Raw genomic sequence first — 20,567 nt, forward strand, 5'->3', positions numbered from 1 at the left:
TTTTAGCCTGGCGCGACACCCTAGACTTGTCGCCTATGGCGGTGAACGGCGCAGCACAGGGCGTATCCACAGGCAACGGCGACTCGTCCCCGTTCGTCGAGCTGAGCAGAGCCGACTGGGCCGACCTCGCCCAGAGCACCCGCCTCCCGCTCAAAGAGACGGAGATCGTGCAGCTGCGCGGCCTCGGCGATCCGCTCGACATGCGCGAGGTCGAAGAGGTCTACCTGCCGCTCAGCCGCCTCCTGAACCTCTACGTCGGAGGCGCGAAGCAGCTGCACAGGGTGACCAGCCAGTTCCTCGGCGAGCGGGCGGCGAGCACGCCGTTCGTCATCGGCGTCGCCGGTTCCGTGGCCGTCGGCAAGTCGACGATCGCCCGCCTGATGCGCGAACTGCTGTCCCGCTGGGACGACACCCCGCGCGTCGAGCTCGTCACCACGGACGGCTTCCTGCTGCCCAACGCCGAACTGGAGCGGCGCGGCCTGATGGAGCGCAAAGGGTTCCCGGAGTCGTACGACCGCAAGGCGCTGCTGCGCTTCGTCACCGCCGTCAAGAGCGGGGCCGCCGAGGTGCGGGCGCCGTTCTATTCCCACCTCAGCTACGACATCGTCCCCGACGCAGAGATCGTGGTGCGGCGACCGGATGTGCTCATCGTCGAGGGGCTCAACGTGCTGCAGCCGGCAGGAGGAGGCAACCAGCTCGCCGTCAGCGACCTCTTCGACTTCTCCGTCTACGTGGATGCGCGCACCCGCGACATCGCCAACTGGTACCAGGAGCGGTTCCTCAAGCTGCAGCGGGGCGCGTTCGCCAACCCCAAGTCGTACTTCCACCGCTTCTCGCAGCTCACCGAGGAGCAGGCGCGGGCCCGCGCATCCAGCATCTGGGAGTCGATCAACGAACCGAACCTCACCCAGAACATCCGGCCGACGCGCTCGCGCGCCAAGCTGGTGCTGCGCAAGGGCGCGGACCACGCGGTGAGCTCGGTCCTGCTGCGCAAGCTCTGATCCGGGCCTAAAAACCTCAGGTGTTCAGCACCACCGTTTCTACGCTCTGGTATTCAAAGCGCGTGTGATTCCATCATGGGGTATGGCTGCTCCACACTCCCGCGCCGCGGAGCTGTTCGGCGCGCGCGTCCGCGCGGCCAGAATCGCCCTCGGCCTCAGCCAGGAGGACGCGGCGCACCTCGCCGACATGCACTCCACGAACTACGGACGGATCGAGCGCGGAGAGGCCAACGCCGAGCTGCACACGATCGTGCGCCTCGCGACCGCGCTCAACGTCGACCCCGGCGACCTGCTGAAGGGCCTGTACGGCGACGAGCTGCTGCCCAAGCGCACGCGCGCATACTCCGTCGCCGACTTCATCGCATCCAGAAAGGCGGACGGCGGCCACTGAGCCGACCGGAGGACACCGTGCCAGAACAGCGCTCGAACGCCGCAGGGATCATCGGCGACCGCATCCGGGATGCGCGCCTCACCTTCGGCCTGCCGCAGAGCGACATCGCGCACCTCGCCGGGATGGACGTGGCCAACTACGGCAAGCTGGAGCGCGGCCAGAGCAACCCGACGCTCGAGACGCTGGTGCAGGTGGCCACCGTGCTCGGCGTCGACCTCGGCGCGCTCACCTCCGGCCTCAGCGGCCTGGACATGCTTCCGCCGTCCGAGAGCGTGTTCACGGCCGCGGACTTCCTCGAAGCCCGCGGCCGCCGAACGCGCTAGAAACGCGAACCCGCTAGAAGGACAGCCGCTCGCGGACGACCGTGGCGAGTTCCTCCGCCAGACGTTCCGCCGTGTGGATGTCCGCCGCCTCGACCATGACACGCACGAGTGGCTCGGTGCCCGACGGACGCAGCAGCACCCGTCCGGTGTCCCCGAGGGCCGCCTCCGCGGTCTGCACGGCCGCCTTGAGGCCGTCGTCGGTGTGCACGGCGTGGTGGTCGACGTTCTTCACGTTCACCATCACCTGCGGGTACACCGTCATGACCTGGGCGAGCTCGGCCAGCGACTTGCGCTGACGCGCCATCTCGCTGAGCAGGTGCAGCCCGGTCAGGATGCCGTCGCCGGTCGTGGCGAACTCGCGCATGATGACGTGCCCGGACTGCTCGCCGCCGAGCGAGTAGTCGTTCTGGTTCATCTCTTCGAGCACGTACCGGTCGCCGACCGCCGTCTCGACCATCCGGATGCCGTTGTCGCGCATCGCGAGCTTGAGCCCGAGGTTGCTCATCACCGTCGCCACGAGCGTGTTGTCGCGCAGCTTGCCGCGCTCCTTCATGCCGAGGGCGAGGATCGCCATGATCTGGTCGCCGTCGACGACCTTGCCGTTCGCGTCGATCGCGAGGCACCGGTCTGCGTCACCGTCGTGCGCGATGCCGACGTCGGCGCCGGCCGCGAGGACCGCCGCAGCCAGGTTGTCGAGGTGGGTCGAACCGACACCGTCGTTGATGTTCATGCCGTCCGGCGAATCGCCGATGACGGTGACGCGGGCTCCCGCGTCCGTGAACACCTCGGGCGAGACGCCGGCCGCCGCGCCGTGGGCGCAGTCGAGCACGACGTGGATGCCGTCGAGGCGGTGCGGGAGGCTGCCGAGCAGGTGGAGGACATAGCGGTCCTCGGCGTCTGCGAACCGGCGGATGCGCCCGACGCCGGCACCGGTCGGGGCCAGCTTCTCGAGGGAGAGGTGCTCCTCGATGCGGTTCTCGACCACATCCGGGAGCTTGGTGCCTCCGCGGGCGAAGATCTTGATGCCGTTGTCCGGCGCAGGGTTGTGGGACGCGGACACCATGACGCCGAAGTCGGCGTCGAAGTCCGCGATCAGGAACGCCGCGGCAGGCGTCGGGATGACCCCGGCGTCGTACACGTCGACACCGGAGCTGGCGAGCCCGGCGGACACGGCCGCAGAGATGAACTCGCCCGAGACGCGGGGGTCACGGGCGACGATCGCCGTCGGGCGCTTGCCCGCGGCACGCCGCGCCTCCGCGCTGCGGCCTTGCGTCAGGACAGCAGCAGCTGCCTGAGCAAGGCCGAGCGCGAGGTCGGCGGTGAGACTACCGTTTGCGAGTCCGCGGACTCCGTCGGTACCGAAGAGGCGTGGCATGAACCGAAGCCTAAGCGCTCTCGACGCTTAGCGCTTGGAGAACTGCGACGCCTTGCGGGCCTTCTTGAGACCGGCCTTCTTGCGCTCGATGACGCGAGCGTCACGAGTGAGGAAGCCGGCCTTCTTCAGGGTGGGACGGTTGTTGTCGCGGTCGATCTCGTTGAGGGCACGAGCGATCGCGAGACGCAGCGCGCCGGCCTGGCCGGAAGGGCCACCGCCGGTGATGCGTGCGACGACGTCGTAGCCGCCGATGAGGTCGAGGACCTTGAACGGGTCGGTGATCAGCTGCTGGTGCAGCTTGTTCGGGAAGTAGTCGGCGAACTCACGGCCGTTGACCGTGATGGTGCCGGAGCCCGGGACGAGGCGCGCGCGGGCGATGGCCTGCTTGCGACGGCCGACGGCCGCACCGGGAACGGTGAGGACGGGGCGCTGCGTCTGGGGGGCCTCGGAGGCCGGGGTCTCGGTCGAGTAGGACTCGACGTTGTCGGCCTGGGCCGACTCGATGCTGTCTGCGATCTTCGCCACGATGGTGATAATCCTTTATCTCTGAGTCTGAAAGGTCTGTCGGTCGCTTACTGAGCGACCTGGCCGAGGGTGTACGGCTTCGGCTGCTGGGCGGCGTGCGGGTGCTCGCTGCCCGTGTAGACCTTCAGCTTGCGGAGCTGGGCGCGGCCGATCGAGTTCTTGGGGAGCATTCCGCGGACGGCCTTCTCCACAGCGCGGATCGGGTTCTTCTCGAGGAGCTCGGCGTACGTCACGGCGGTGAGGCCGCCCGGGTAACCGGAGTGGCGGTACGCCTTCTTCTGCGCAGCCTTGGCGCCGGTGAGGGCGACCTTGTCTGCGTTGACGATGATGACGAAGTCGCCGGAGTCCATGTGCGGGGCGAAGGTCGCCTTGTGCTTTCCACGGAGGAGAGCTGCGGTGTGGCTGGCGAGACGGCCGAGCACGACGTCAGTCGCGTCGATGATGACCCAGTCGCGCTGGATCTCGTCTGCCTTCGGGGTGTAAGTGCGCGTCACAGTAGTGGCTGCTTTCTGTATCGAACGGAGGTGTTCGTGAATCCCACTCCCTGGCTGTTCCGCTCCTGATGAGGAGGGAACCTGCCCTTCGGAGGGCTCACGTTCGCGTGTCGCACCGCAGAGGCGCGGACACCAAAGATCAATAGTACGCGACAGGCGGGATGCCGGTCAAACCGCGGGCGGGACGGGCTCAGCCCCAGGGCTGAATTCGGGGCAGAAACCGTGCGGCGACGGTCCCGGCACTCTAGCGTGATCGGCATGGTCAAGCTCCTCCCCCACGCTCAGCGGTACATCGAGCCCGTGGTCGCCGTCGCCTTCTTCCTGTTCTGGGCCTTCGCCGAGGTCGGGCGGCATCAGATCCTTCCCGGATTCCTGCGCAGCGCCCTCCCCTGGTGGGCGGCGCTGCTCGGCGTCGCGTTCGCCATCGCCGTGGCGCGGATCTGGCCGATGGTCGCGATGGCGGTCTGCACCGCGGTGGTGATCGGCCAACTGCTCGTCCCCGCCGGCGCCTTCTCGTCCACCGACTGGCCGATCTCGTTCGGCTACCTGGTGGTGATCGTTGGCGTGAGCGCGAGCATCCAGGATCGGTGGCGCCCGCTGTCGTTCGCGTTCGCGCTCGGGCTCGCCGTCGCGGTCGCCGGGCTGCTCATCTCCGGGCCACGGCTCGACTGGTACGGCCCGTTCGGAGACACGAACGGCAACGTCGGCACGATCGTGGTCAACCGGGTGATCCTGTTCGCCGTCGCGATCCTGCTCGCCGTCGGCGCGTGGCTCCTCGGTTTCTTCGGCCGCGCGTGGCAGCAGAAGCTGCACAGCGACGCGCTCCTCGCCAAGACGACGGACGAGCTGCACAGCGCGGAGGTCGACCTGCTGGTGTCGCAGGAGCGCGATCGCATCGCCCAGGATGTGCACGACATCATGGCGCACTCCCTCTCGGTGATCATCGCCCAGGCCGACGGCGCGCGCTTCGTCGCCCCTGCGCGCCCGGAGGCGGTCGCCGAGTCGCTGGAGAACATCGCCGCGTCGGCGCGCACGTCGCTGACCGAGGTGCGGATGCTCATCCAGACCCTCGTCGCCGACCCCGTCGGGCACTCGACGCCGACCGTCGACGACATCGACGAACTGGTCGACCGGATGCGCACAGCGGGGCTCGACGTGCAGCTCGAGGAGTTCGGAGAAAGGGAGCACCTCACCGGCACCCAGGAGCTCGCCGTCTACCGCATCGTGCAGGAGAGCCTCACGAACGCGCTCAAGCACGCGGGAGCGGAGCCGTCTGCGCGCATCTCGCTGGACTGGCGCGGTCAGGGGCTCTCCATCGCCGTCTCCTCCAGCGGCACGGCGACCGAACGTCCGCAGCAGACCACCACGTCTCGCGGACTGTACGGGATGCACGAGCGCGCCAGGCTCGCCGGCGGCTGGCTCACGGCGGGAGAGGACGACGAGGTGCCCGGCGGCTATGTGGTCGCAGCGTTCATCCCCACCGCTCCCCTGGAGCAGGCGTCGTGAGCGCCATCCGGGTGGCGGTGGTCGACGACCAGGTGCTGTTCTGCTCCGGCCTCGCCATGCTGATCGAGTCGCAGGCCGACCTGGAGTTCGCCGGGTCGGCGCACGACGGGATGGCCGCCGTCGACCTCGTCGAGCGCGAACGACCGGAGGTGGTGCTGATGGATGTGCGGATGCCGCTGCTCGACGGCATCGCCGCGACAGAGCGCATCCTGTCGGGGCCGACGGCGGACGACGCTCCGAAGATCATCGTGCTCACCACGTTCCAGCGCGACGAGGCCGTCGCCCGCGCCCTGCGCGCCGGAGCATCCGGTTTCATCATGAAGGACACGACCCCCGAGTTCGTCCTCGCCGCGATCCGGACCGTCGCCGCAGGTCACGCGGTGATCGCGCCGAAGGACGCCGCCGAGCTGTTCGGCGCCCATCGGCGGCCACCCGCCCCGGATGCGATCGCCGACCTGTCCGTGCGGGAGAGGGAGGTCTTCCTGCTCGCCGCCCGCGGCCTGAGCAATGCGGAAGTGGGACAGACCGCGTTCATCAGCGAGGCCACCGTCAAGAGCCACATGCGGAGCATTCTCGCCAAGCTCGGCCTCGCGTCGCGGGTGCAGCTGGTCGCGTTCGCGTACGAGAACGGGCTGGTGCGCTGAGCCGGGACGACAGCGCCGGGGATGCAGGCTCCGGGCCTACAGCGTCCGCATCGCCCTGGTCTGCAGCGCGCGGAGCGCGAGCCCCACGTCGTCCGGGTAGCCGACCTGCTTCAGTGTCAGGCCCCGCGCCGGCATCACCTTGAAGGCGTTGGTGCGCTGCCGGTCGTCGCGCAGCGCGATCAGCTCCTCCGCAGCCAGCCTGCCCTCGCCGACCGCGACGCACGCTCCGACCAGGGCGCGCACCATGCTGTGGCAGAACGCGTCGGCTTTCACCTCGGCGACCAGCACGCCGTCGTCGTCCTTCGTCCAGCCGAAGCTCTGCAGCGTCCGGATGGTCGTCGCCCCGTCTCGGGGTTTGCAGTAGCTGGCGAAGTCGTGGAGTCCGAGCAGGCCGAGCGCGGCCGCATCCATCGCCTCGACGTCGAGCTGCGCGGAGACCCACGCCGTGCGGTGCCGCTGCAGCGGGTCGTGGAGGGCGACGGCATCGGCGACGCGGTACTCGTAGCGGCGCCAGATCGCCGAGAAGCGCGCGTCGAAGCCCTCCGGCGCGACGGTCGCCCCGGTCAGAATGACGTCGGCGACGGGGCCGAGCACGCCGTTGACGCGTCTCCGCAGTGCCTCGCCGAGCGGGAACTGCTGGTGCGTGCCCCTGCGGCGCTGCAGGCTCGCGACCTGCGCATCCGTCAGGTCGACGTGGGCGACCTGACCGGTCGCGTGCACGCCGGCGTCCGTGCGCCCGGCGACGGTGAGCGTCGGGGCGTCGCCGTGCCTCCGGAAGATCGTCGCGAACGCCGCCTCGATCTCTCCCTGCACCGTCCGCAGCCCCGGCTGCCGTCCCCAGCCGTTGAAATCGGTGCCCTGGTACGCGATGTCGAGGCGGAATCGGGTCGTCGACTGGTCTTCCACACGTCGATTCTACGGAAGCGGCAATGACTGTCAGGAGCCGTTGCTATCGTGGTCCCTTCGCGATCCCCCGACCCGCTATGACTCCACAGACTTCCCCATCCCCCAGCACCTCCCCCACCCGCACTCTCCCCCCGCATCCCGGCCACCAGCCCCGGCTCACGGTCCGCCCCACCGTCACCGTGCGTCCCTCCGGACACCCGCCGTTCGCGGGCAGGACCGCGCGGCGCCGCTACGCGGGACTGGACGGCCTGCGCGCGTTCGCGGTCGCCGCCGTGCTCGTCTACCACCTGTTCCCCGGCATCCTGCCCGGCGGGTTCATCGGTGTCGACATCTTCTTCGTGGTGAGCGGCTTCCTGATCACCAGCCTGCTGATGCGCGAGCGCTCGGGCACGGGCCGCATCGACCTGCGCGGCTTCTGGGTGCGGCGTGCGCGACGGCTCGTGCCGGCGATCGTGGTGCTCGTCCTCGTCTGCTCCGCTGCCGCGCTGGCTGTGGGAGGGGATGTGCTCGTCGGGTTGCCGCGGCAGATCCTCGGGGCGGCGACGTTCAGCGCCAATTGGCTGTCGATCGGGGCCGACAGCAGCTACTTCGCCCAGGATGCCCCCGAGCTGTACCGCAACCTCTGGTCGCTGGCGGTCGAGGAGCAGTTCTACCTCGTCTGGCCGCTCGTCATCCTCGCCGTCGCACTGCTGCGCCCGTGGTGGGCGAGGCTCGCGGTCGTATCCGCGGTGGCGGTCGCATCGGCCGTGGCGATGTTCGCGCTGTACCCGCCGGACGGCGACCCGACCCGCGTCTACTTCGGTTCGGACACGCACAGCTTCGGGCTGGCCATCGGCGCCGCCCTCGCCATCCTGATCGCGCGCTCCCGCCCGCTCGACCTCGACGCCGGCGAGACGGCGATGCAGACCTTCGTCCGGAGGTGGCTGCCACCGCTCGGGGTCCTCTCGCTGGCCGCTCTGGTCGCGGCCTGCGTGCTGCTGCCCGACGACGCCGCGTTCACCTACCGCGGCGGCCTCGTGCTGGTCAGCGTTTTCAGCGCCATCGCGATCTGGGCAGCCGTCGTCCCCGGCGCGCGGCTCGGCCGCATCCTCGACGCCCGACCGCTCCAGGCGGTCGGCGCGCGATCGTACGGACTGTACCTCTGGCACTGGCCGGTGTTCGTGCTCGTCTGCGCCATCGTCCCCGACGAGCACGACCCGGTGATGGCCCCGATCGTCGGCGTCGGAGCGCTCGCCATCGCATCGGCCGCCGCCTTCTTGTCCTACCGCTGGGTCGAGCAGCCCATCCGCCGGCACGGGATGCGCGGAGTGCTCGCCGCGGGCAGGCGCAGGATGCGCGCATCCCGGGCTGCACGTGCCGGCGGCGTCTCTGTGGTCGCGGTCGCCGCCGTGCTCTCCGTGGCGACGGTCGCGGCGATGGTCGTCGCGCCCGCGGCGACGGGCGCCCAGCGCTTCATCGAGCGCGGCTCGGCCTCGCTCGGCGGACCGGCCGCCGGCCAGCAGCGCGGAGGAGCCTCCGTCCCGCACGACCGGCAGCACCTGCGCATCCCGCCAGACCCGCAGCCGGTCGCCACCGGCACGGACATCTCGGCGTTCGGCGACTCGGTGATGCTCGCGTCCGCTCCCGCACTGCAGGAACGGTTCCCGGGCATCCGGATCGACGCCGTCGTCTCCCGGCAGCTGAGCGCGGCGCCCGCACTCGTGCGCTCGGCCGCGGAGGCGGGCGAGCTGCGGCCCGTCGTGCTGGTGGGGCTCGGGACGAACGGCTCGATCAGCGCCGACACCCTCGGCGACCTCCTCGACGCCATCGGGCCGAGCAGGAAGCTCGTGCTGGTCACCGTGCAGGCGCCGCGATCCTGGACGGAGGGCGTCAACAGCACCATCGCCGGTTTCGCCGCTGCCCACCCGAAGCAGGTCGCCGTCGCGCCCTGGCGAGAGGTCATCGCCGGCCACCTCGACCTGCTGGCCGACGACCAGATCCACCCCGGCCACCGCGGCGGCCTCGTCTACGCCGTCGCGCTCCGGGATGCATTGCTCCAGCTGGCGCGTAACTCGCCCGTTCGCGTCGCCAACCCGTGGGACACGGCGGGCCCGCGCCCGCAGTGACGCAGCGGGCTCAGTACGTGCGCACCAGGCTGACCTCGGCCTTCGTACGCTCGAACCCCATCCCGGTGTAGAGGCCGAGGGCGCCGGACGGGTTCTCCGCGTCCACGGACAGCGTCACCGTCTGCCAGCCGAGCGCCGCGCACGCCTCCATCGTCCGGCCGAGGAGGGCGGGAGCGATCCGCTTGCCGCGCGCGTCGCGGATGGTCCCGACCATCCCGATGTACGCGCCGGTGAAGCCCTGGGTCTCCCAGTCGCCCTCGTTCACCTGGTTGAGCGCGAAGCCGACGACCCGGTCGCCGGACAGCGCGAGGAACGAGATGTCCGGCCGGAACGTGCCGCCGATCCACGCGTCCCACTGCTCCTCGCTCATCGGCTGGCTCGCCCAGTGGTCGCGGAACGAGTCGTTGCGCGCGGCCAGCGCCCCGGCGGACAGCTCGTCGCTGAACGGCACGATCCGGATGCCGTCCGCCGGCTCGACCACGGGGATCGGCTCCGCGAGGTCGCGCTCCAGCTCGAAGAAGTAGCGCGCGGTCTCGAACCCGTCGTGGTGGAACAGCCGCACGGCGTCCTCCGCGCGCTCGTCGGCGTACGCCATGATCCAGGCGGGAAGACGCTTGGTCGACGCCGCCAGCTTCTGCTCGGCACGCGCGCGCGACCACGCCAGCAGTTCGCGCCCGATGCCCCTGCCTCGCACCTCGGGATGCACGCCGCCCTCCAGGAACACGCGCACGAGCGATTCCTGCAGCGGGGGCATCGTGGTCACCCCGACCGCCACGAGCCTGCCGTCCCCGTCGAACCCGAGCACGGTGTCCTCCGCGAGGTCGACGAACGAGTAGTCGAACAGCTCCTGCACCTCCTCACGGGTGTGCAGCCACTCGGGGTGGTCCACCGCATCCATCGCCCGCTGCGCCTCGGTGACGGCGTCGACATCCGCCTGCGTGGCAGGACGCCACAGCGCGACCAGTGGATGCGTGGGGGCGTGCGTCGCAGGCGCGGTCACGCGCTCGGTCACGGGCAGGAGGTCGTCGAGGTCGGCCATGCCTCCACCCTAGCGACGGGTCCAGCAACGACGAAGGCCCCGCATCCAGTGGATGCGGGGCCTTCGTGAACCGTGAGGTCAGGCCTTCTCGGCCTCGGCCTCTGCGGTGGTCTCCTCCGGGGTGACCTCCGCGTCGGCGGTGGTCTCCTCGACGACCTCGGCCTCAGCGGCCTCGGTCTCGGTGGAAGCTGCCTCGACCGGCGCCTCTTCTGCTGCCGGGGCAGCCTTCGGGGCGGCGGTGGTGCTCGACTTGGTCGACTTCACCTTCGGGGTGACAGGCTCGAGCACGAGCTCGATCTGCACCATCGAGGCGTTGTCGCCCTTGCGGAAGCCCAGCTTCGTGATGCGGGTGTATCCACCCTCGCGCTCGGCGACGAGCGGAGCGATCTCGGTGAACAGCTCGTGCACCACACCCTTGTCGTGGATGGTGGCCAGCACGCGACGGCGGGCGTGCAGGTCGCCGCGCTTCGCGAACGTGATGAGGCGCTCGGCGATCGGACGCAGGCGCTTCGCCTTGGTCTCCGTGGTCTTGATGCTCTTGTGGGTGAAGAGCGCAGCGGCCAGGTTGGCGAGCATCAGGCGCTCGTGCGCGGGGCCGCCTCCGAGGCGGGGGCCCTTGGTGGGCTTAGGCATGATCGGTTATCTCCAGTTGTAAAAATCGACAGTGTCGATGTATCAGGTGGCGTCGTCGGAAGACAAGCCTCAGATGGTGGTCTCGTCTTCTTCGTAGCCGCTGTAGAAGTGGGCGCCGTCGAAGCCGGGGACCGAGTCCTTGAGCGAAAGGCCCATCTCGGTCAGCTTGTCCTTGACCTCATCCACCGACTTCTGACCGAAGTTGCGGATGTTCATCAGCTGCGTCTCCGAGAGCGAGACGAGCTCGCTGACGGTGTTGATGCCCTCACGCTTGAGGCAGTTGTACGACCGGACCGACAGGTCGAGGTCCTCGATCGGCATCGACAGCTCGGAGCTGAGGACGGCGTCGACCGGCGCGGGGCCGATCTCGATGCCCTCTGCCGCGGTGTTGAGCTCGCGGGCCAGACCGAACAGCTCGGTCAGCGTGCGGCCGGCCGAAGCGATGGCGTCGCGGGGGCTGATCGCGGGCTTGGTCTCGACGTCGACCACGAGGCGGTCGAAGTCGGTGCGCTCACCGGCACGCGTCGCCTCGACACGGTAGGTGACCTTGAGGACCGGGGAGTAGATCGAGTCGATCGGGATCTGACCGGCCTCGCTGTACTCGTTGCGGTTCTGGGTCGCCGACACGTAGCCGCGGCCACGCTCGATGGTCAGCTCGACCTCGAACTTCGCCTTGTCGTTGAGGGTCGCGATGACGAGCTCGGGGTTGTGGATCTCCACACCGGCCGGAGCCGAGATGTCGGCGGCGGTCACCTGACCGGAGCCGGTCTTGCGGAGGTACGCCGTGATCGGCTCGTCGTGCTCGCTGGAGACGACGAGTCCCTTGATGTTCAGGATGATCTCGGTGACGTCTTCCTTGACACCCGGGACCGTGCTGAACTCGTGCAGCACGCCGTCGATGCGGATGCTGGTGACAGCCGCGCCGGGGATCGAGGACAGCAGGGTGCGGCGAAGCGAGTTGCCGAGGGTGTAACCGAAACCGGGCTCGAGGGGCTCGATCACGAACCGCGAGCGGAACTCGGAAATGTTCTCTTCGGCGAGCGTAGGACGCTGTGCAATGAGCACTGTTGATTCCTTTCGGCTAAGTGTCCGCTATATGACACTTGCGATTTGCGCGCCGGGATCGATGACGGCCAACCGCCACCGATCCCCGCCTGCGCGAAAATGGATACTGAGAGAACTACTACTGCTTAGACGCGACGACGCTTCGGCGGGCGGCAACCGTTGTGCGCCTGCGGGGTGACATCGTTGATCGAGCCGACCTCGAGGCCTGCGGCCTGGAGCGAACGGATCGCGGTCTCGCGACCGGAGCCCGGTCCCTTGACGAAGACGTCGACCTTCTTCATGCCGTGCTCCTGCGCCTGACGCGCAGCAGACTCGGCGGCGAGCTGAGCGGCGAACGGGGTCGACTTACGCGAACCCTTGAAGCCGACGCCGCCGGACGATGCCCAGCTGATGACCGCACCGGTGGTGTCGGTGATCGAAACGATGGTGTTGTTGAACGTCGACTTGATGTGGGCCTGGCCCACGGCGATGTTCTTCTTCTCTTTCTTGCGCGGCTTGCGAACGGCCGACTTGGGTGCTGCCATGATTTCTCCTGAATCCTATGGGCGAGGCTGCTGGCTAAGGCCTAGCGAGCCTTCTTCTTGCCGGCCACGGTGCGCTTCGGGCCCTTGCGGGTGCGAGCGTTGGTCTTGGTGCGCTGACCGCGGACCGGGAGGCCCTTGCGGTGACGGATACCCTCGTAGCTGCCGATCTCGACCTTGCGCCGGATGTCGGCCGCGACCTCGCGGCGGAGGTCACCCTCGACCTTGAAGTTGCCTTCGATGTAGTCGCGGAGGGCGACGAGCTGGTCGTCGGACAGATCCTTGACGCGGATGTTGCCGTCGATCGCGGTGTCGGCGAGGGTCTTCAGAGCCCGCGTGCGGCCGACGCCGTAGATGTAAGTGAGTGCGACTTCCACGCGCTTCTCGCGCGGGATGTCAACGCCTGCTAGACGTGCCATTGTGGCTTCTCCTGTGAGTGAGTGGAGGTCTGCAGCAGTCTCGGTGCCCCGGCCTCCAACCAGGGGTGTCCCCCTCCTCGCTCACGCGATTCGGGATCTGGGACTGCCAGATTTCGATATTGAGTTATGGGTGGCCGGCGGGAAATGCATCCCACCGGCCGGAACCGCGATTAACCCTGGCGCTGCTTGTGGCGCGGGTTCTCGCAGATGACCATGACCCGGCCGTTACGACGGATGACCTTGCACTTGTCGCAGATCTTCTTGACGGAGGGCTTGACCTTCATATTTCTTTACCTTTGTTCGCTGTCCTCGTACCTCGCCAGGGGCTACCCGGTGGCGAGGCCGTTACTTACAGCAGACCTTTACTTGTAGCGGTAGACGATCCGGCCGCGGGTCAGGTCGTATGGGCTCAGCTCCACGATCACGCGGTCCTCGGGGAGGATGCGGATGTAGTGCTGGCGCATTTTGCCGGAGATGTGGGCAAGGACCTTGTGGCCGTTGGTCAACTCAACGCGGAACATCGCGTTGGGAAGAGCTTCGACTACGGATCCTTCGATCTCGATGACGCCGTCTTTTTTGGCCATAGCCTCACTGTCGCTAAAAGTCGTGGTTTGCTGGTCGTGCGTTGATTGTGGTGACGGCACGCTGAAACGCGCCTAAGACACCAAGGATCAATCTTATGGGATTGTCTGGCGTTTTGCCAATCCTTGTGTATGATCTGCGCACGCTGACCGCGAACAGCCCGGTCGGGGCGGGATTCCCTGCCCGGTCACGCGATCGGAGTCGGGGTGATGCCGAACGGTGCGAGACCGGCCACTCCCCCGTCGGCAGCGGTCAGCACCCAGATGCCGTCCTTGTGCACGGCGACGCTGTGCTCCCAGTGCGCTGCCGCCGAGCCGTCCTCGGTGGCGACGGTCCAGCCGTCGTCCTTCACGTAGGTCTCCGGGTCGCCGAGCACCACCATCGGCTCGATCGCGACGACCAGGCCCGGCTTCACCTCCGGACCCTTCGCGCGAACGCGGTAGTTGAAGACCGGGGGCTCCTCGTGCATCCTGCGGCCGATCCCGTGTCCGATGTAGTCGGTCAGGATGCCGTACTCGCCCTGCGAGAGGATGTGGTCCTCCACGGCCTCGCCCACCTCGTTGAGGTGCTTCGCCGTCGCGAGCCTGGCGATGCCGTGCCAGAGCGACTGCTCTGTCACGTCGGAGAGCTTCTGGCGCTCGGCGACCAGCTCCGACCTGGCCGGGTCCGGCAGCACGAAGCTGCGCGCCGAGTCGCCGTTCCAGCCGTCGAGGATCGCACCGCTGTCGATGGAGACGATGTCCCCCGGCTGCACGATGCGCGAACCGGGGATGCCGTGAACGACCTCGTCGTTCACCGACGAGCAGATGGTGTGGTGGTAGCCGTGCTCGAGCTTGAAGTTCGGCTTTCCGCCTGCGGCGATGATCGCCTGCTCAGCGAGCTCGTCGAGCTGCAGCGTTGTGACGCCGGCGACCAGCGCATCCCGGACGGCGTCGAGCGATGCGGCGGTCGCGAGACCGGGCGCCACCATCAGCCTGAGCTGCGCCGGCGACTTGTAGATCGAACGCTTGAAGACCAACGGAGCCTATGCCACCGACTCGTCGCGCTCCGCGACGGGCAGGATGCCCTTGCTCGCGAGCGCCGACTTGATGCGTGCTGCCACCTCGTCCATGTCGCCGAGCCCGTCGACCTCGACGAGGAGCCCGCGCGAGCGGTACACGTCGATCAGCGGAGAGGTCTCGCGCACGTAGACCTCCTGGCGGTGCCGGATGGCCTCCTCGGAGTCGTCTGCACGACCCTGCTCCTGCGCACGCTTCGAGAGGCGGGCGACGATCTCGTCCTGGTCTGCGACCAGCTGGATGACCGCGTCGAGCTTCTGCCCGTTCTTCTCGAGCAGCTCATCCAGGTATGCCACCTGGTCGAGCGTGCGCGGGTATCCGTCGAGCAGGAAGCCGTTCTTGGCGTCGTCCTCCGCGATGCGGTTGGTGACGAGCTCGTTGGTGAGGCTGTCCGGGACGTAGTCGCCCGCGTCGACGATCGCCTTGACCTGCAGGCCGAGCGGCGTCTCGTTCTTGATGTTGGCCCTGAAGATGTCGCCCGTGGAGATGTCCGGGATCCCGTACGCGGTGGTGATGCGAGAGGCCTGAGTGCCCTTGCCCGCTCCGGGAGGTCCGACGATCAGCATACGGGTCAACGCAGAAGCCCTTCGTAGTGCCGCTGCTGGAGCTGGGAGTCGATCTGCTTGACCGTCTCCAATCCGACACCGACGATGATCAGGATGGACGTGCCGCCGAACATGAAGTTCTGACTGGCTCCGATGACCGCGAATGCGACAAGCGGTATCAGCGCGACGAGACCCAGATAGATCGAACCGGGGAGGGTGACGCGGGTGAGCACGTAGTCGAGGTATTCGGCGGTCGGACGGCCGGCACGGATGCCGGGGATGAAGCCGCCGTACTTCTTCATGTTGTCGGCGACTTCTTCCGGGTTGAACGTGATGGCCACGTAGAAGTAGGTGAAGCCGACGATCAGCAGGAAGTAGAGCAGCATGTAGAGCGGGTGGTCGCCCTTGGTGAGGTAGTTCGTGATCCAGGTCACCCAGGGCGCGGGAGCCTTGCCCGCTGCCGGCTGGTTGAACTGCGCGATCAGCGCCGGCAGGTAGAGCAGCGACGACGCGAAGATCACGGGCACGACGCCGGCCATGTTGACCTTGATCGGGATGTACGTGTTGTTACCGCCGTAGGTCCGCCTGCCCACCATTCGCTTGGCGTACTGCACAGGGATGCGCCGCTGCGACTGTTCGACGAAGACGACCGCCATGACGATCAGCAAGCCGATCGCGATCACCAGCAGCAGCGTCTCGATGCTCTGCGACTGGGCGATGGCCCAGAGCGAGCTCGGGAACTGAGCCGCGATCGAGGTGAAGATGAGGAGGGACATGCCGTTGCCGATGCCGCGCTCGGTGACGAGCTCGCCCATCCACATGATGAGGCCGGTGCCGGCGGTCATGGTGATGACCATGAGCATGATGGCGTACCAGGAGTCGTCCGTGATGAGCTGGGTGCACTGCGAGACGGCGGTGGTGCCGAAGAGTGCGCCGCTGCGGGCGACGGTGATCAGCGTGGTCGACTGGAGGACGCCGAGCGCGATCGTGAGGTAACGCGTGTACTGCGTGAGCTTGGCCTGACCGGCCTGGCCCTCCTTGTAGAGGGTCTCGAAGCGCGGAATGACCACGCGCAACAGCTGCACGATGATCGACGCGGTGATGTACGGCATGATGCCGAGCGCGAAGATCGAGAGTTTGAGGAGCGCGCCACCCGAGAACAGGTTGACGAGCGAGTAGAGACCAGAAGTGTCCTGGTTGGCGTTGAGACAGGTCTGCACATTGCCGAAGTCAACGAACGGCGCCGGGATGAACGAGCCAAGGCGGAACAGGGCGATGACGCCCAAGGTGAAGGCGATCTTCCGGCGAAGATCTGGTGTGCGGAAGATCCGCGCAACGGCGCTAAACAAAAGTGCGTCCTGCTTTCCTGTAAGGAGTCAGCCGGGTGACCGGAGAAATACCGGTCACCCGACTGTACAGCTTTACGGTGTGGCTACTTGACCGAGCCACCCGCGGCGACGATCTTCTGCTCCGCAGAGCCGGAGACCTTGTCGACCGCAACGTTCAGCTTAACCGCAATGTCCCCGTTGCCGAGAACCTTGACCTTCTCGTTCTTGCGAACGGCGCCCTTGGCGACGAGATCGGTGACGGTGACGTCACCACCCGACGGGTAGAGCTCGGCGAGCTTCTCCAGGTTCACGACCTGGTACTCGACGCGGAACGGGTTCTTGAAGCCGCGAAGCTTCGGAGCACGCATGTGGAACGGCAGCTGGCCACCCTGGAATCCGGGGCGGACCGAGTAGCGAGCCTTCGTACCCTTGGTACCACGGCCGGCCGTCTTACCCTTCGAGCCCTCACCGCGTCCGACGCGGGTGCGGTCCTTCTTGGCACCTGCTGCTGGACGGAGGTGGTGAACCTTGAGCACGTGCTCGCGGGTCTCCGAGGGCGCTGCCTTCTTGGCCGGGGCCTTCGCGGCGGGCTTGTCAGCCTTGGCGACGGTCTCGTCCTTCGACGCTGCGGCAGCCTTGGCAGGAGCCTTGGCGGCCGGAGCCTTCGCAGCAGGCGCCTTCTTCTCGGCGGCCGGCTTGTCGGCAGCGGCCTTCGCCGGAGCCTTCTTGGCCGGAGCCTTCTCAGCAGCGGCCTTGGCCGGAGCCTTGGCAGCAGCTGCCTTCTTCTCGGCGGCCGGCTTGGCGGCAGCCTTGGTGGTTGCTTCCTTTTCGTCAGCCATTAGTCAATCTCCTCGACCTTGACAAGGTGAGCGACGGTCTTGACGTACCCGCGGTTCTGCGAGTTGTCCTCGCGAACGACGACGTCACCGATGCGCTTGAGTCCCAGGCTGCGAAGGGTGTCGCGCTGGTACTGCTTCTCACTTACTTTGGACTTGATCTGCGTGATCTTCAGACGCGCAGCCATCAGGCACCTGCCTTCGCGGTCGCGGCGGCCTCTGCCGCCTGGGCCTCGGCACGCAGCAGGCGAGCCGGAGCCACCTGGTCGTAGTCGAGTCCACGGCGAGCGGCAACGGCGCGAGGTTCCTCGAGCTGCTGCAGCGCCTCGACGGTCGCGTGCACGATGTTGATCGTGTTGGACGAACCGAGCGACTTGCTCAGGACGTCGTGGATACCGGCGCACTCGAGGACGGCGCGGACCGGGCCACCGGCGATAACACCGGTACCTGCCGCGGCGGGGCGCAGGAGCACCACACCGGCTGCAGCCTCACCCTGGACGGGGTGCGGGATGGTGTTGCCGACGCGCGGGACGCGGAAGAAGTTCTTCTTCGCCTCCTCGACGCCCTTCGAGATCGCCAGCGGGACCTCGCGGGCCTTGCCGTAGCCGACACCGACCAGACCGTTGCCGTCTCCGACGACGACGAGGGCGGTGAAGCTGAAGCGACGTCCACCCTTGACGACCTTCGAGACGCGGTTGATGGTCACAACGCGCTCGAGGAACTGGCTCTTGTCCTGGTCGCGGCTGCCGCGATCACGGTTGGGGTTGCGCTCGCGACCACCACGGCGGGCCTCACGGGGCTCGCTCTGGGTGTTGGTGGTCGATGCCGCAGTCTCAACCGGCGCCTGGGCGTCGGTCGTCTGCTCAGAGGCCACGGTCTGCTCCTTGTTGTTCTGTTCGTCGCTCACAGGTTCAATCCACCCTCTCGAGCTCCTTCGGCGACAGCTGCGACGCGACCTGCGTACTTGCTGCCTCCACGGTCGAATACGACGGCGTCGACGCCAGCGCTCTTGGCGCGCTCGGCGACGAGCTCGCCGACCTTGCGTGCCTTGGCGGTCTTGTCACCGTCGAAGCTGCGGAGGTCCGCCTCCATGGTCGAAGCAGACGCGAGGGTGTGACCCTTGCTGTCGTCGACGATCTGGACGAAGACGTGACGTGCCGAGCGGTTGACGACCAGACGCGGACGGACCGCGGTGCCCTCGACCTTCTTGCGGAGCCGGGTGTGACGGCGGCCGCGTGCTGCGGACTTGCTCTTTCCTCTGGTTCCGAGAGCCATGGTTACTTACCAGCCTTTCCGGCCTTGCGGCGGACAACCTCGCCGGCGTAGCGCACACCCTTGCCCTTGTAGGGCTCGGGCTTGCGGATCTTACGGATGTTGGCGGCGACCTCACCGACGGCCTGCTTGTCGATACCACTGACCGTGAGCTTGTTGTTGCCCTCGACCGTGAACGTGATACCCGCGGGCGGCTCGACGTTGACCGGGTGCGAGAAGCCGAGAGCGAACTCGACGCCCGCGCCCTTCTGCGCGACACGGTAACCGGTGCCGACGATCTCGAGTCCCTTGGAGTAACCCTCGGTGACGCCGATGATCTGGTTGTTGATCAGGGTGCGGGTCAGGCCGTGCAGCGAACGCGATGCGCGCTCGTCGTCGGGACGGGTGACGAGCACCTGGCCCTCTTCCAGCTTGACCTCGATCGGGCTGGCGACGACGAGGCTGAGCTCGCCCTTCGGGCCCTTGACGGTGACGGCCTGGCCGTCGATCTTCACATCAACCCCGGCAGGGATGCTGATGGGCAGTCTTCCAATACGCGACATGACGAACTACCACACGTAGGCGAGGACTTCCCCACCCACGCCCTTCTTCTCAGCCTGACGGTCGGTGAGCAGACCGGAGGAGGTGGACAGGATGGCGACGCCGAGGCCGCCGAGAACCTTGGGGATCTCGGTGGACTTCGCGTAGACGCGGAGTCCGGGCTTGGAGACGCGCTTGATGCCGGCGATGGAACGCTCGCGGTTCGGTCCGAACTTCAGACCGAGCGTGAGGGTCTGGCCGACGCGTGCGTCGCTGACCTCCCAGCTCGCGATGTAACCCTCGGACTTGAGGATGTCGGCGATGTGCGCCTTGAGCTTCGAGTGCGGCATCGACACGGTGTCGTGGTGCGCCGAGTTCGCGTTGCGCAGTCTGGTCAGCATGTCTGCGACCGGATCTGTCATTGTCATTTCGGTGTTTCCTTTGTTCACCAGGTTTCGTTCAGCCGTTACACGACTGACGACCTGTGGTGGAAGCGGGCCGGCCGGATCGGCCGGCCCGACAGGGTGAGGACTAGTTCGCGGCCTCGTTGGAACGGAAGGGGAAGCCGAGCTGCTTGAGCAGCGCGCGGCCCTCTTCGTCGTTCTTCGCGGTGGTCACCACAGTGATGTCCATTCCGCGGACGCGGTCGATGCGGTCCTGGTCGATCTCGTGGAACATCGCCTGCTCCGTGAGACCGAAGGTGTAGTTGCCCGTTCCGTCGAACTGCTTGTCCGACAGACCGCGGAAGTCGCGGATACGGGGAAGTGCAAGAGACAGCAGGCGGTCGAGGAACTCCCACATGCGGTCGCCGCGCAGCGTGACGTGCGCGCCGATCGGCTGACCCTCGCGCAGCTTGAACTGCGCGATGGACTTGCGGGCCTTGGTGACCTGCGGCTTCTGACCGGTGATCTTGGTGAGGTCTGCGACCGCACCATCCATGACCTTGCCGTCACGAGCAGCCTCGCCGACGCCCATGTTGACGACGATCTTCACGAGACCCGGCACCTGGTGCGGGTTGGTGAAGCCGAGGTCCTTGGACAGCTGCGCTGCGATCTCGTTCTTGTACTTCTGCTTGAGACGCGGCTGGATTTTGCCAGCAGCGGTTGCAGTGTCGGTCATTACAGGTCCTTACCTGACTTCTTGGCGTAACGAACGCGGACCGTCTTGGTGACGCCGTCCTTCGTGACAGTCTCGTTGCGGAAACCGACGCGGGTCGGCTTCTTGGTCTCGGGGTCGACGAGCGCCACGTTGGAGACGTGGATCGGAGCCTCGTGCGTCTCGATGCCGCCGGTCTTCGTGCCACGCTGCGTCTGTCCGACGCGGACGTGCTTGGTGACGAAGTTGACGCCCTCGACGATCACGCGGTTCTTCTCGACGAGAACCTCGATGACGCGACCCTGCTTGCCCTTGTCGCCTCCGCGCGCCTGCGACGCACCGGAGATGACCTGGACCAGGTCGCCCTTCTTGATGTTCGCCATGT

General features: G+C 67.4%; 28 protein-coding genes. 6 read left to right on the forward strand and 22 right to left on the reverse strand.

Features of this window, described 5'->3' with window-relative positions; translation table 11 throughout:
• Positions 1-35: 35 nt before the first annotated feature.
• The 3 genes from coaA (at position 36) to ACN6M5_RS08955 (ending at position 1,715) form a co-directional block, all read left to right on the forward strand.
• Positions 36-1,001 (forward strand): type I pantothenate kinase, encoded by a 966-nt coding sequence (gene coaA / locus ACN6M5_RS08945; RefSeq protein WP_085370242.1) that lies wholly within the window; start codon positions 36-38, stop codon positions 999-1,001.
• Between the two features lie 82 nt (positions 1,002-1,083).
• A complete protein-coding gene (locus ACN6M5_RS08950; protein WP_434949355.1) occupies positions 1,084-1,392 on the forward strand; it encodes a helix-turn-helix domain-containing protein in 309 nt (102 codons plus the stop codon).
• Between the two features lie 17 nt (positions 1,393-1,409).
• Positions 1,410-1,715: a helix-turn-helix domain-containing protein gene (locus ACN6M5_RS08955; RefSeq protein ID WP_247597133.1), complete on the forward strand. Its 306-nt coding sequence runs from the start codon at positions 1,410-1,412 to the stop codon at positions 1,713-1,715.
• A 13-nt stretch (positions 1,716-1,728) separates the two neighbouring features.
• On the opposite strand, the gene glmM is transcribed toward ACN6M5_RS08955, so the two are convergent.
• Genes glmM through rplM form a run of 3 tightly spaced genes read right to left on the reverse strand, consistent with a single transcriptional unit; the run spans position 1,729 to position 4,109 of the window.
• Positions 1,729-3,090 carry a phosphoglucosamine mutase gene (gene glmM, locus ACN6M5_RS08960; RefSeq protein WP_434949356.1) on the reverse strand — a complete coding sequence of 454 codons (1,362 nt, stop codon included), beginning with the start codon at positions 3,088-3,090 and terminating at the stop codon, positions 1,729-1,731.
• Between the two features lie 27 nt (positions 3,091-3,117).
• Entirely contained in the window at positions 3,118-3,615 is a 498-nt protein-coding gene (rpsI, locus tag ACN6M5_RS08965) for a 30S ribosomal protein S9 (protein WP_085370245.1), read from the reverse strand.
• Between the two features lie 47 nt (positions 3,616-3,662).
• Complete coding sequence (gene rplM, locus ACN6M5_RS08970; RefSeq protein WP_055894840.1) at positions 3,663-4,109, reverse strand: 50S ribosomal protein L13; 447 nt, start codon at positions 4,107-4,109, stop codon at positions 3,663-3,665.
• Positions 4,110-4,367: 258 nt separating this feature from the next.
• On the opposite strand from rplM, the gene ACN6M5_RS08975 reads away from it, so the two are divergent.
• The gene (locus ACN6M5_RS08975) at positions 4,368-5,615 is read left to right on the forward strand and encodes a sensor histidine kinase (RefSeq protein ID WP_434949358.1); all 1,248 of its coding nucleotides are present in this window, start codon (positions 4,368-4,370) and stop codon (positions 5,613-5,615) included.
• Positions 5,612-6,259 (forward strand): response regulator, encoded by a 648-nt coding sequence (locus ACN6M5_RS08980; RefSeq protein WP_434949359.1) that lies wholly within the window; start codon positions 5,612-5,614, stop codon positions 6,257-6,259. Before ACN6M5_RS08975 ends, ACN6M5_RS08980 begins: the two co-directional genes overlap by 4 nt.
• A 36-nt stretch (positions 6,260-6,295) precedes the next feature.
• On the opposite strand, the gene truA is transcribed toward ACN6M5_RS08980, so the two are convergent.
• Positions 6,296-7,165, reverse strand: coding sequence for a tRNA pseudouridine(38-40) synthase TruA (truA, locus tag ACN6M5_RS08985; RefSeq protein ID WP_434949360.1), 870 nt, complete (start codon positions 7,163-7,165; stop codon positions 6,296-6,298).
• A gap of 77 nt (positions 7,166-7,242) precedes the next feature.
• Here truA and ACN6M5_RS08990 point away from each other — a divergent pair, with 77 nt between their 5' ends.
• Complete coding sequence (locus tag ACN6M5_RS08990) at positions 7,243-9,270, forward strand: acyltransferase family protein (protein WP_434949361.1); 2,028 nt, start codon at positions 7,243-7,245, stop codon at positions 9,268-9,270.
• A gap of 10 nt (positions 9,271-9,280) precedes the next feature.
• On the opposite strand, the gene ACN6M5_RS08995 is transcribed toward ACN6M5_RS08990, so the two are convergent.
• The 18 genes from ACN6M5_RS08995 to rplX all read right to left on the reverse strand — a co-directional run bounded on the left by ACN6M5_RS08995 (position 9,281) and on the right by rplX (position 20,565).
• Positions 9,281-10,309 (reverse strand): GNAT family N-acetyltransferase, encoded by a 1,029-nt coding sequence (locus ACN6M5_RS08995; RefSeq protein ID WP_434949363.1) that lies wholly within the window; start codon positions 10,307-10,309, stop codon positions 9,281-9,283.
• Positions 10,310-10,387: 78 nt separating this feature from the next.
• Entirely contained in the window at positions 10,388-10,942 is a 555-nt protein-coding gene (gene rplQ / locus ACN6M5_RS09000; protein ID WP_168690044.1) for a 50S ribosomal protein L17, read from the reverse strand.
• 69 nt (positions 10,943-11,011) lie between these two features.
• Positions 11,012-12,007: a DNA-directed RNA polymerase subunit alpha gene (locus ACN6M5_RS09005; RefSeq protein WP_055894825.1), complete on the reverse strand. Its 996-nt coding sequence runs from the start codon at positions 12,005-12,007 to the stop codon at positions 11,012-11,014.
• A 125-nt stretch (positions 12,008-12,132) separates the two neighbouring features.
• On the reverse strand, positions 12,133-12,531 hold the full coding sequence (rpsK, locus tag ACN6M5_RS09010) for a 30S ribosomal protein S11 (protein WP_055821293.1): 399 nt from the start codon (positions 12,529-12,531) through the stop codon (positions 12,133-12,135).
• 41 nt (positions 12,532-12,572) lie between these two features.
• Complete coding sequence (gene rpsM / locus ACN6M5_RS09015; protein ID WP_055894822.1) at positions 12,573-12,947, reverse strand: 30S ribosomal protein S13; 375 nt, start codon at positions 12,945-12,947, stop codon at positions 12,573-12,575.
• Between the two features lie 170 nt (positions 12,948-13,117).
• Positions 13,118-13,231, reverse strand: coding sequence for a 50S ribosomal protein L36 (rpmJ, locus tag ACN6M5_RS09020; RefSeq protein WP_021759549.1), 114 nt, complete (start codon positions 13,229-13,231; stop codon positions 13,118-13,120).
• A gap of 78 nt (positions 13,232-13,309) precedes the next feature.
• Positions 13,310-13,531 (reverse strand): translation initiation factor IF-1, encoded by a 222-nt coding sequence (infA, locus tag ACN6M5_RS09025; protein ID WP_021759551.1) that lies wholly within the window; start codon positions 13,529-13,531, stop codon positions 13,310-13,312.
• Between the two features lie 185 nt (positions 13,532-13,716).
• Positions 13,717-14,547: a type I methionyl aminopeptidase gene (gene map / locus ACN6M5_RS09030; protein ID WP_434949369.1), complete on the reverse strand. Its 831-nt coding sequence runs from the start codon at positions 14,545-14,547 to the stop codon at positions 13,717-13,719.
• 6 nt (positions 14,548-14,553) lie between these two features.
• On the reverse strand, positions 14,554-15,162 hold the full coding sequence (locus ACN6M5_RS09035; RefSeq protein WP_179150747.1) for an adenylate kinase: 609 nt from the start codon (positions 15,160-15,162) through the stop codon (positions 14,554-14,556).
• Complete coding sequence (gene secY / locus ACN6M5_RS09040) at positions 15,159-16,481, reverse strand: preprotein translocase subunit SecY (RefSeq protein ID WP_085368809.1); 1,323 nt, start codon at positions 16,479-16,481, stop codon at positions 15,159-15,161. Before secY ends, ACN6M5_RS09035 begins: the two co-directional genes overlap by 4 nt.
• A gap of 83 nt (positions 16,482-16,564) precedes the next feature.
• Positions 16,565-17,299: a 50S ribosomal protein L15 gene (rplO, locus tag ACN6M5_RS09045; protein WP_168690046.1), complete on the reverse strand. Its 735-nt coding sequence runs from the start codon at positions 17,297-17,299 to the stop codon at positions 16,565-16,567.
• On the reverse strand, positions 17,299-17,484 hold the full coding sequence (rpmD, locus tag ACN6M5_RS09050; protein WP_085368811.1) for a 50S ribosomal protein L30: 186 nt from the start codon (positions 17,482-17,484) through the stop codon (positions 17,299-17,301). Before rpmD ends, rplO begins: the two co-directional genes overlap by 1 nt.
• Positions 17,484-18,203, reverse strand: coding sequence for a 30S ribosomal protein S5 (rpsE, locus tag ACN6M5_RS09055; RefSeq protein WP_082581390.1), 720 nt, complete (start codon positions 18,201-18,203; stop codon positions 17,484-17,486). The genes rpmD and rpsE overlap by 1 nt, the downstream gene beginning before the upstream one ends.
• Positions 18,200-18,571, reverse strand: coding sequence for a 50S ribosomal protein L18 (gene rplR / locus ACN6M5_RS09060; RefSeq protein WP_085368812.1), 372 nt, complete (start codon positions 18,569-18,571; stop codon positions 18,200-18,202). Before rplR ends, rpsE begins: the two co-directional genes overlap by 4 nt.
• A gap of 2 nt (positions 18,572-18,573) precedes the next feature.
• The gene (rplF, locus tag ACN6M5_RS09065; protein WP_085368813.1) at positions 18,574-19,110 is read right to left on the reverse strand and encodes a 50S ribosomal protein L6; all 537 of its coding nucleotides are present in this window, start codon (positions 19,108-19,110) and stop codon (positions 18,574-18,576) included.
• Positions 19,111-19,116: 6 nt separating this feature from the next.
• A complete protein-coding gene (gene rpsH / locus ACN6M5_RS09070) occupies positions 19,117-19,515 on the reverse strand; it encodes a 30S ribosomal protein S8 (protein ID WP_055894808.1) in 399 nt (132 codons plus the stop codon).
• A gap of 103 nt (positions 19,516-19,618) precedes the next feature.
• The gene (gene rplE, locus ACN6M5_RS09075; RefSeq protein ID WP_085368814.1) at positions 19,619-20,206 is read right to left on the reverse strand and encodes a 50S ribosomal protein L5; all 588 of its coding nucleotides are present in this window, start codon (positions 20,204-20,206) and stop codon (positions 19,619-19,621) included.
• Positions 20,206-20,565 carry a 50S ribosomal protein L24 gene (gene rplX / locus ACN6M5_RS09080; protein WP_085368815.1) on the reverse strand — a complete coding sequence of 120 codons (360 nt, stop codon included), beginning with the start codon at positions 20,563-20,565 and terminating at the stop codon, positions 20,206-20,208. The genes rplE and rplX overlap by 1 nt, the downstream gene beginning before the upstream one ends.
• Positions 20,566-20,567: the final 2 nt, after the last annotated feature.

This window comes from Leifsonia araucanica (genome assembly GCF_051161895.1).
Classification (GTDB): Bacteria; Actinomycetota; Actinomycetes; order Actinomycetales; family Microbacteriaceae; genus Leifsonia.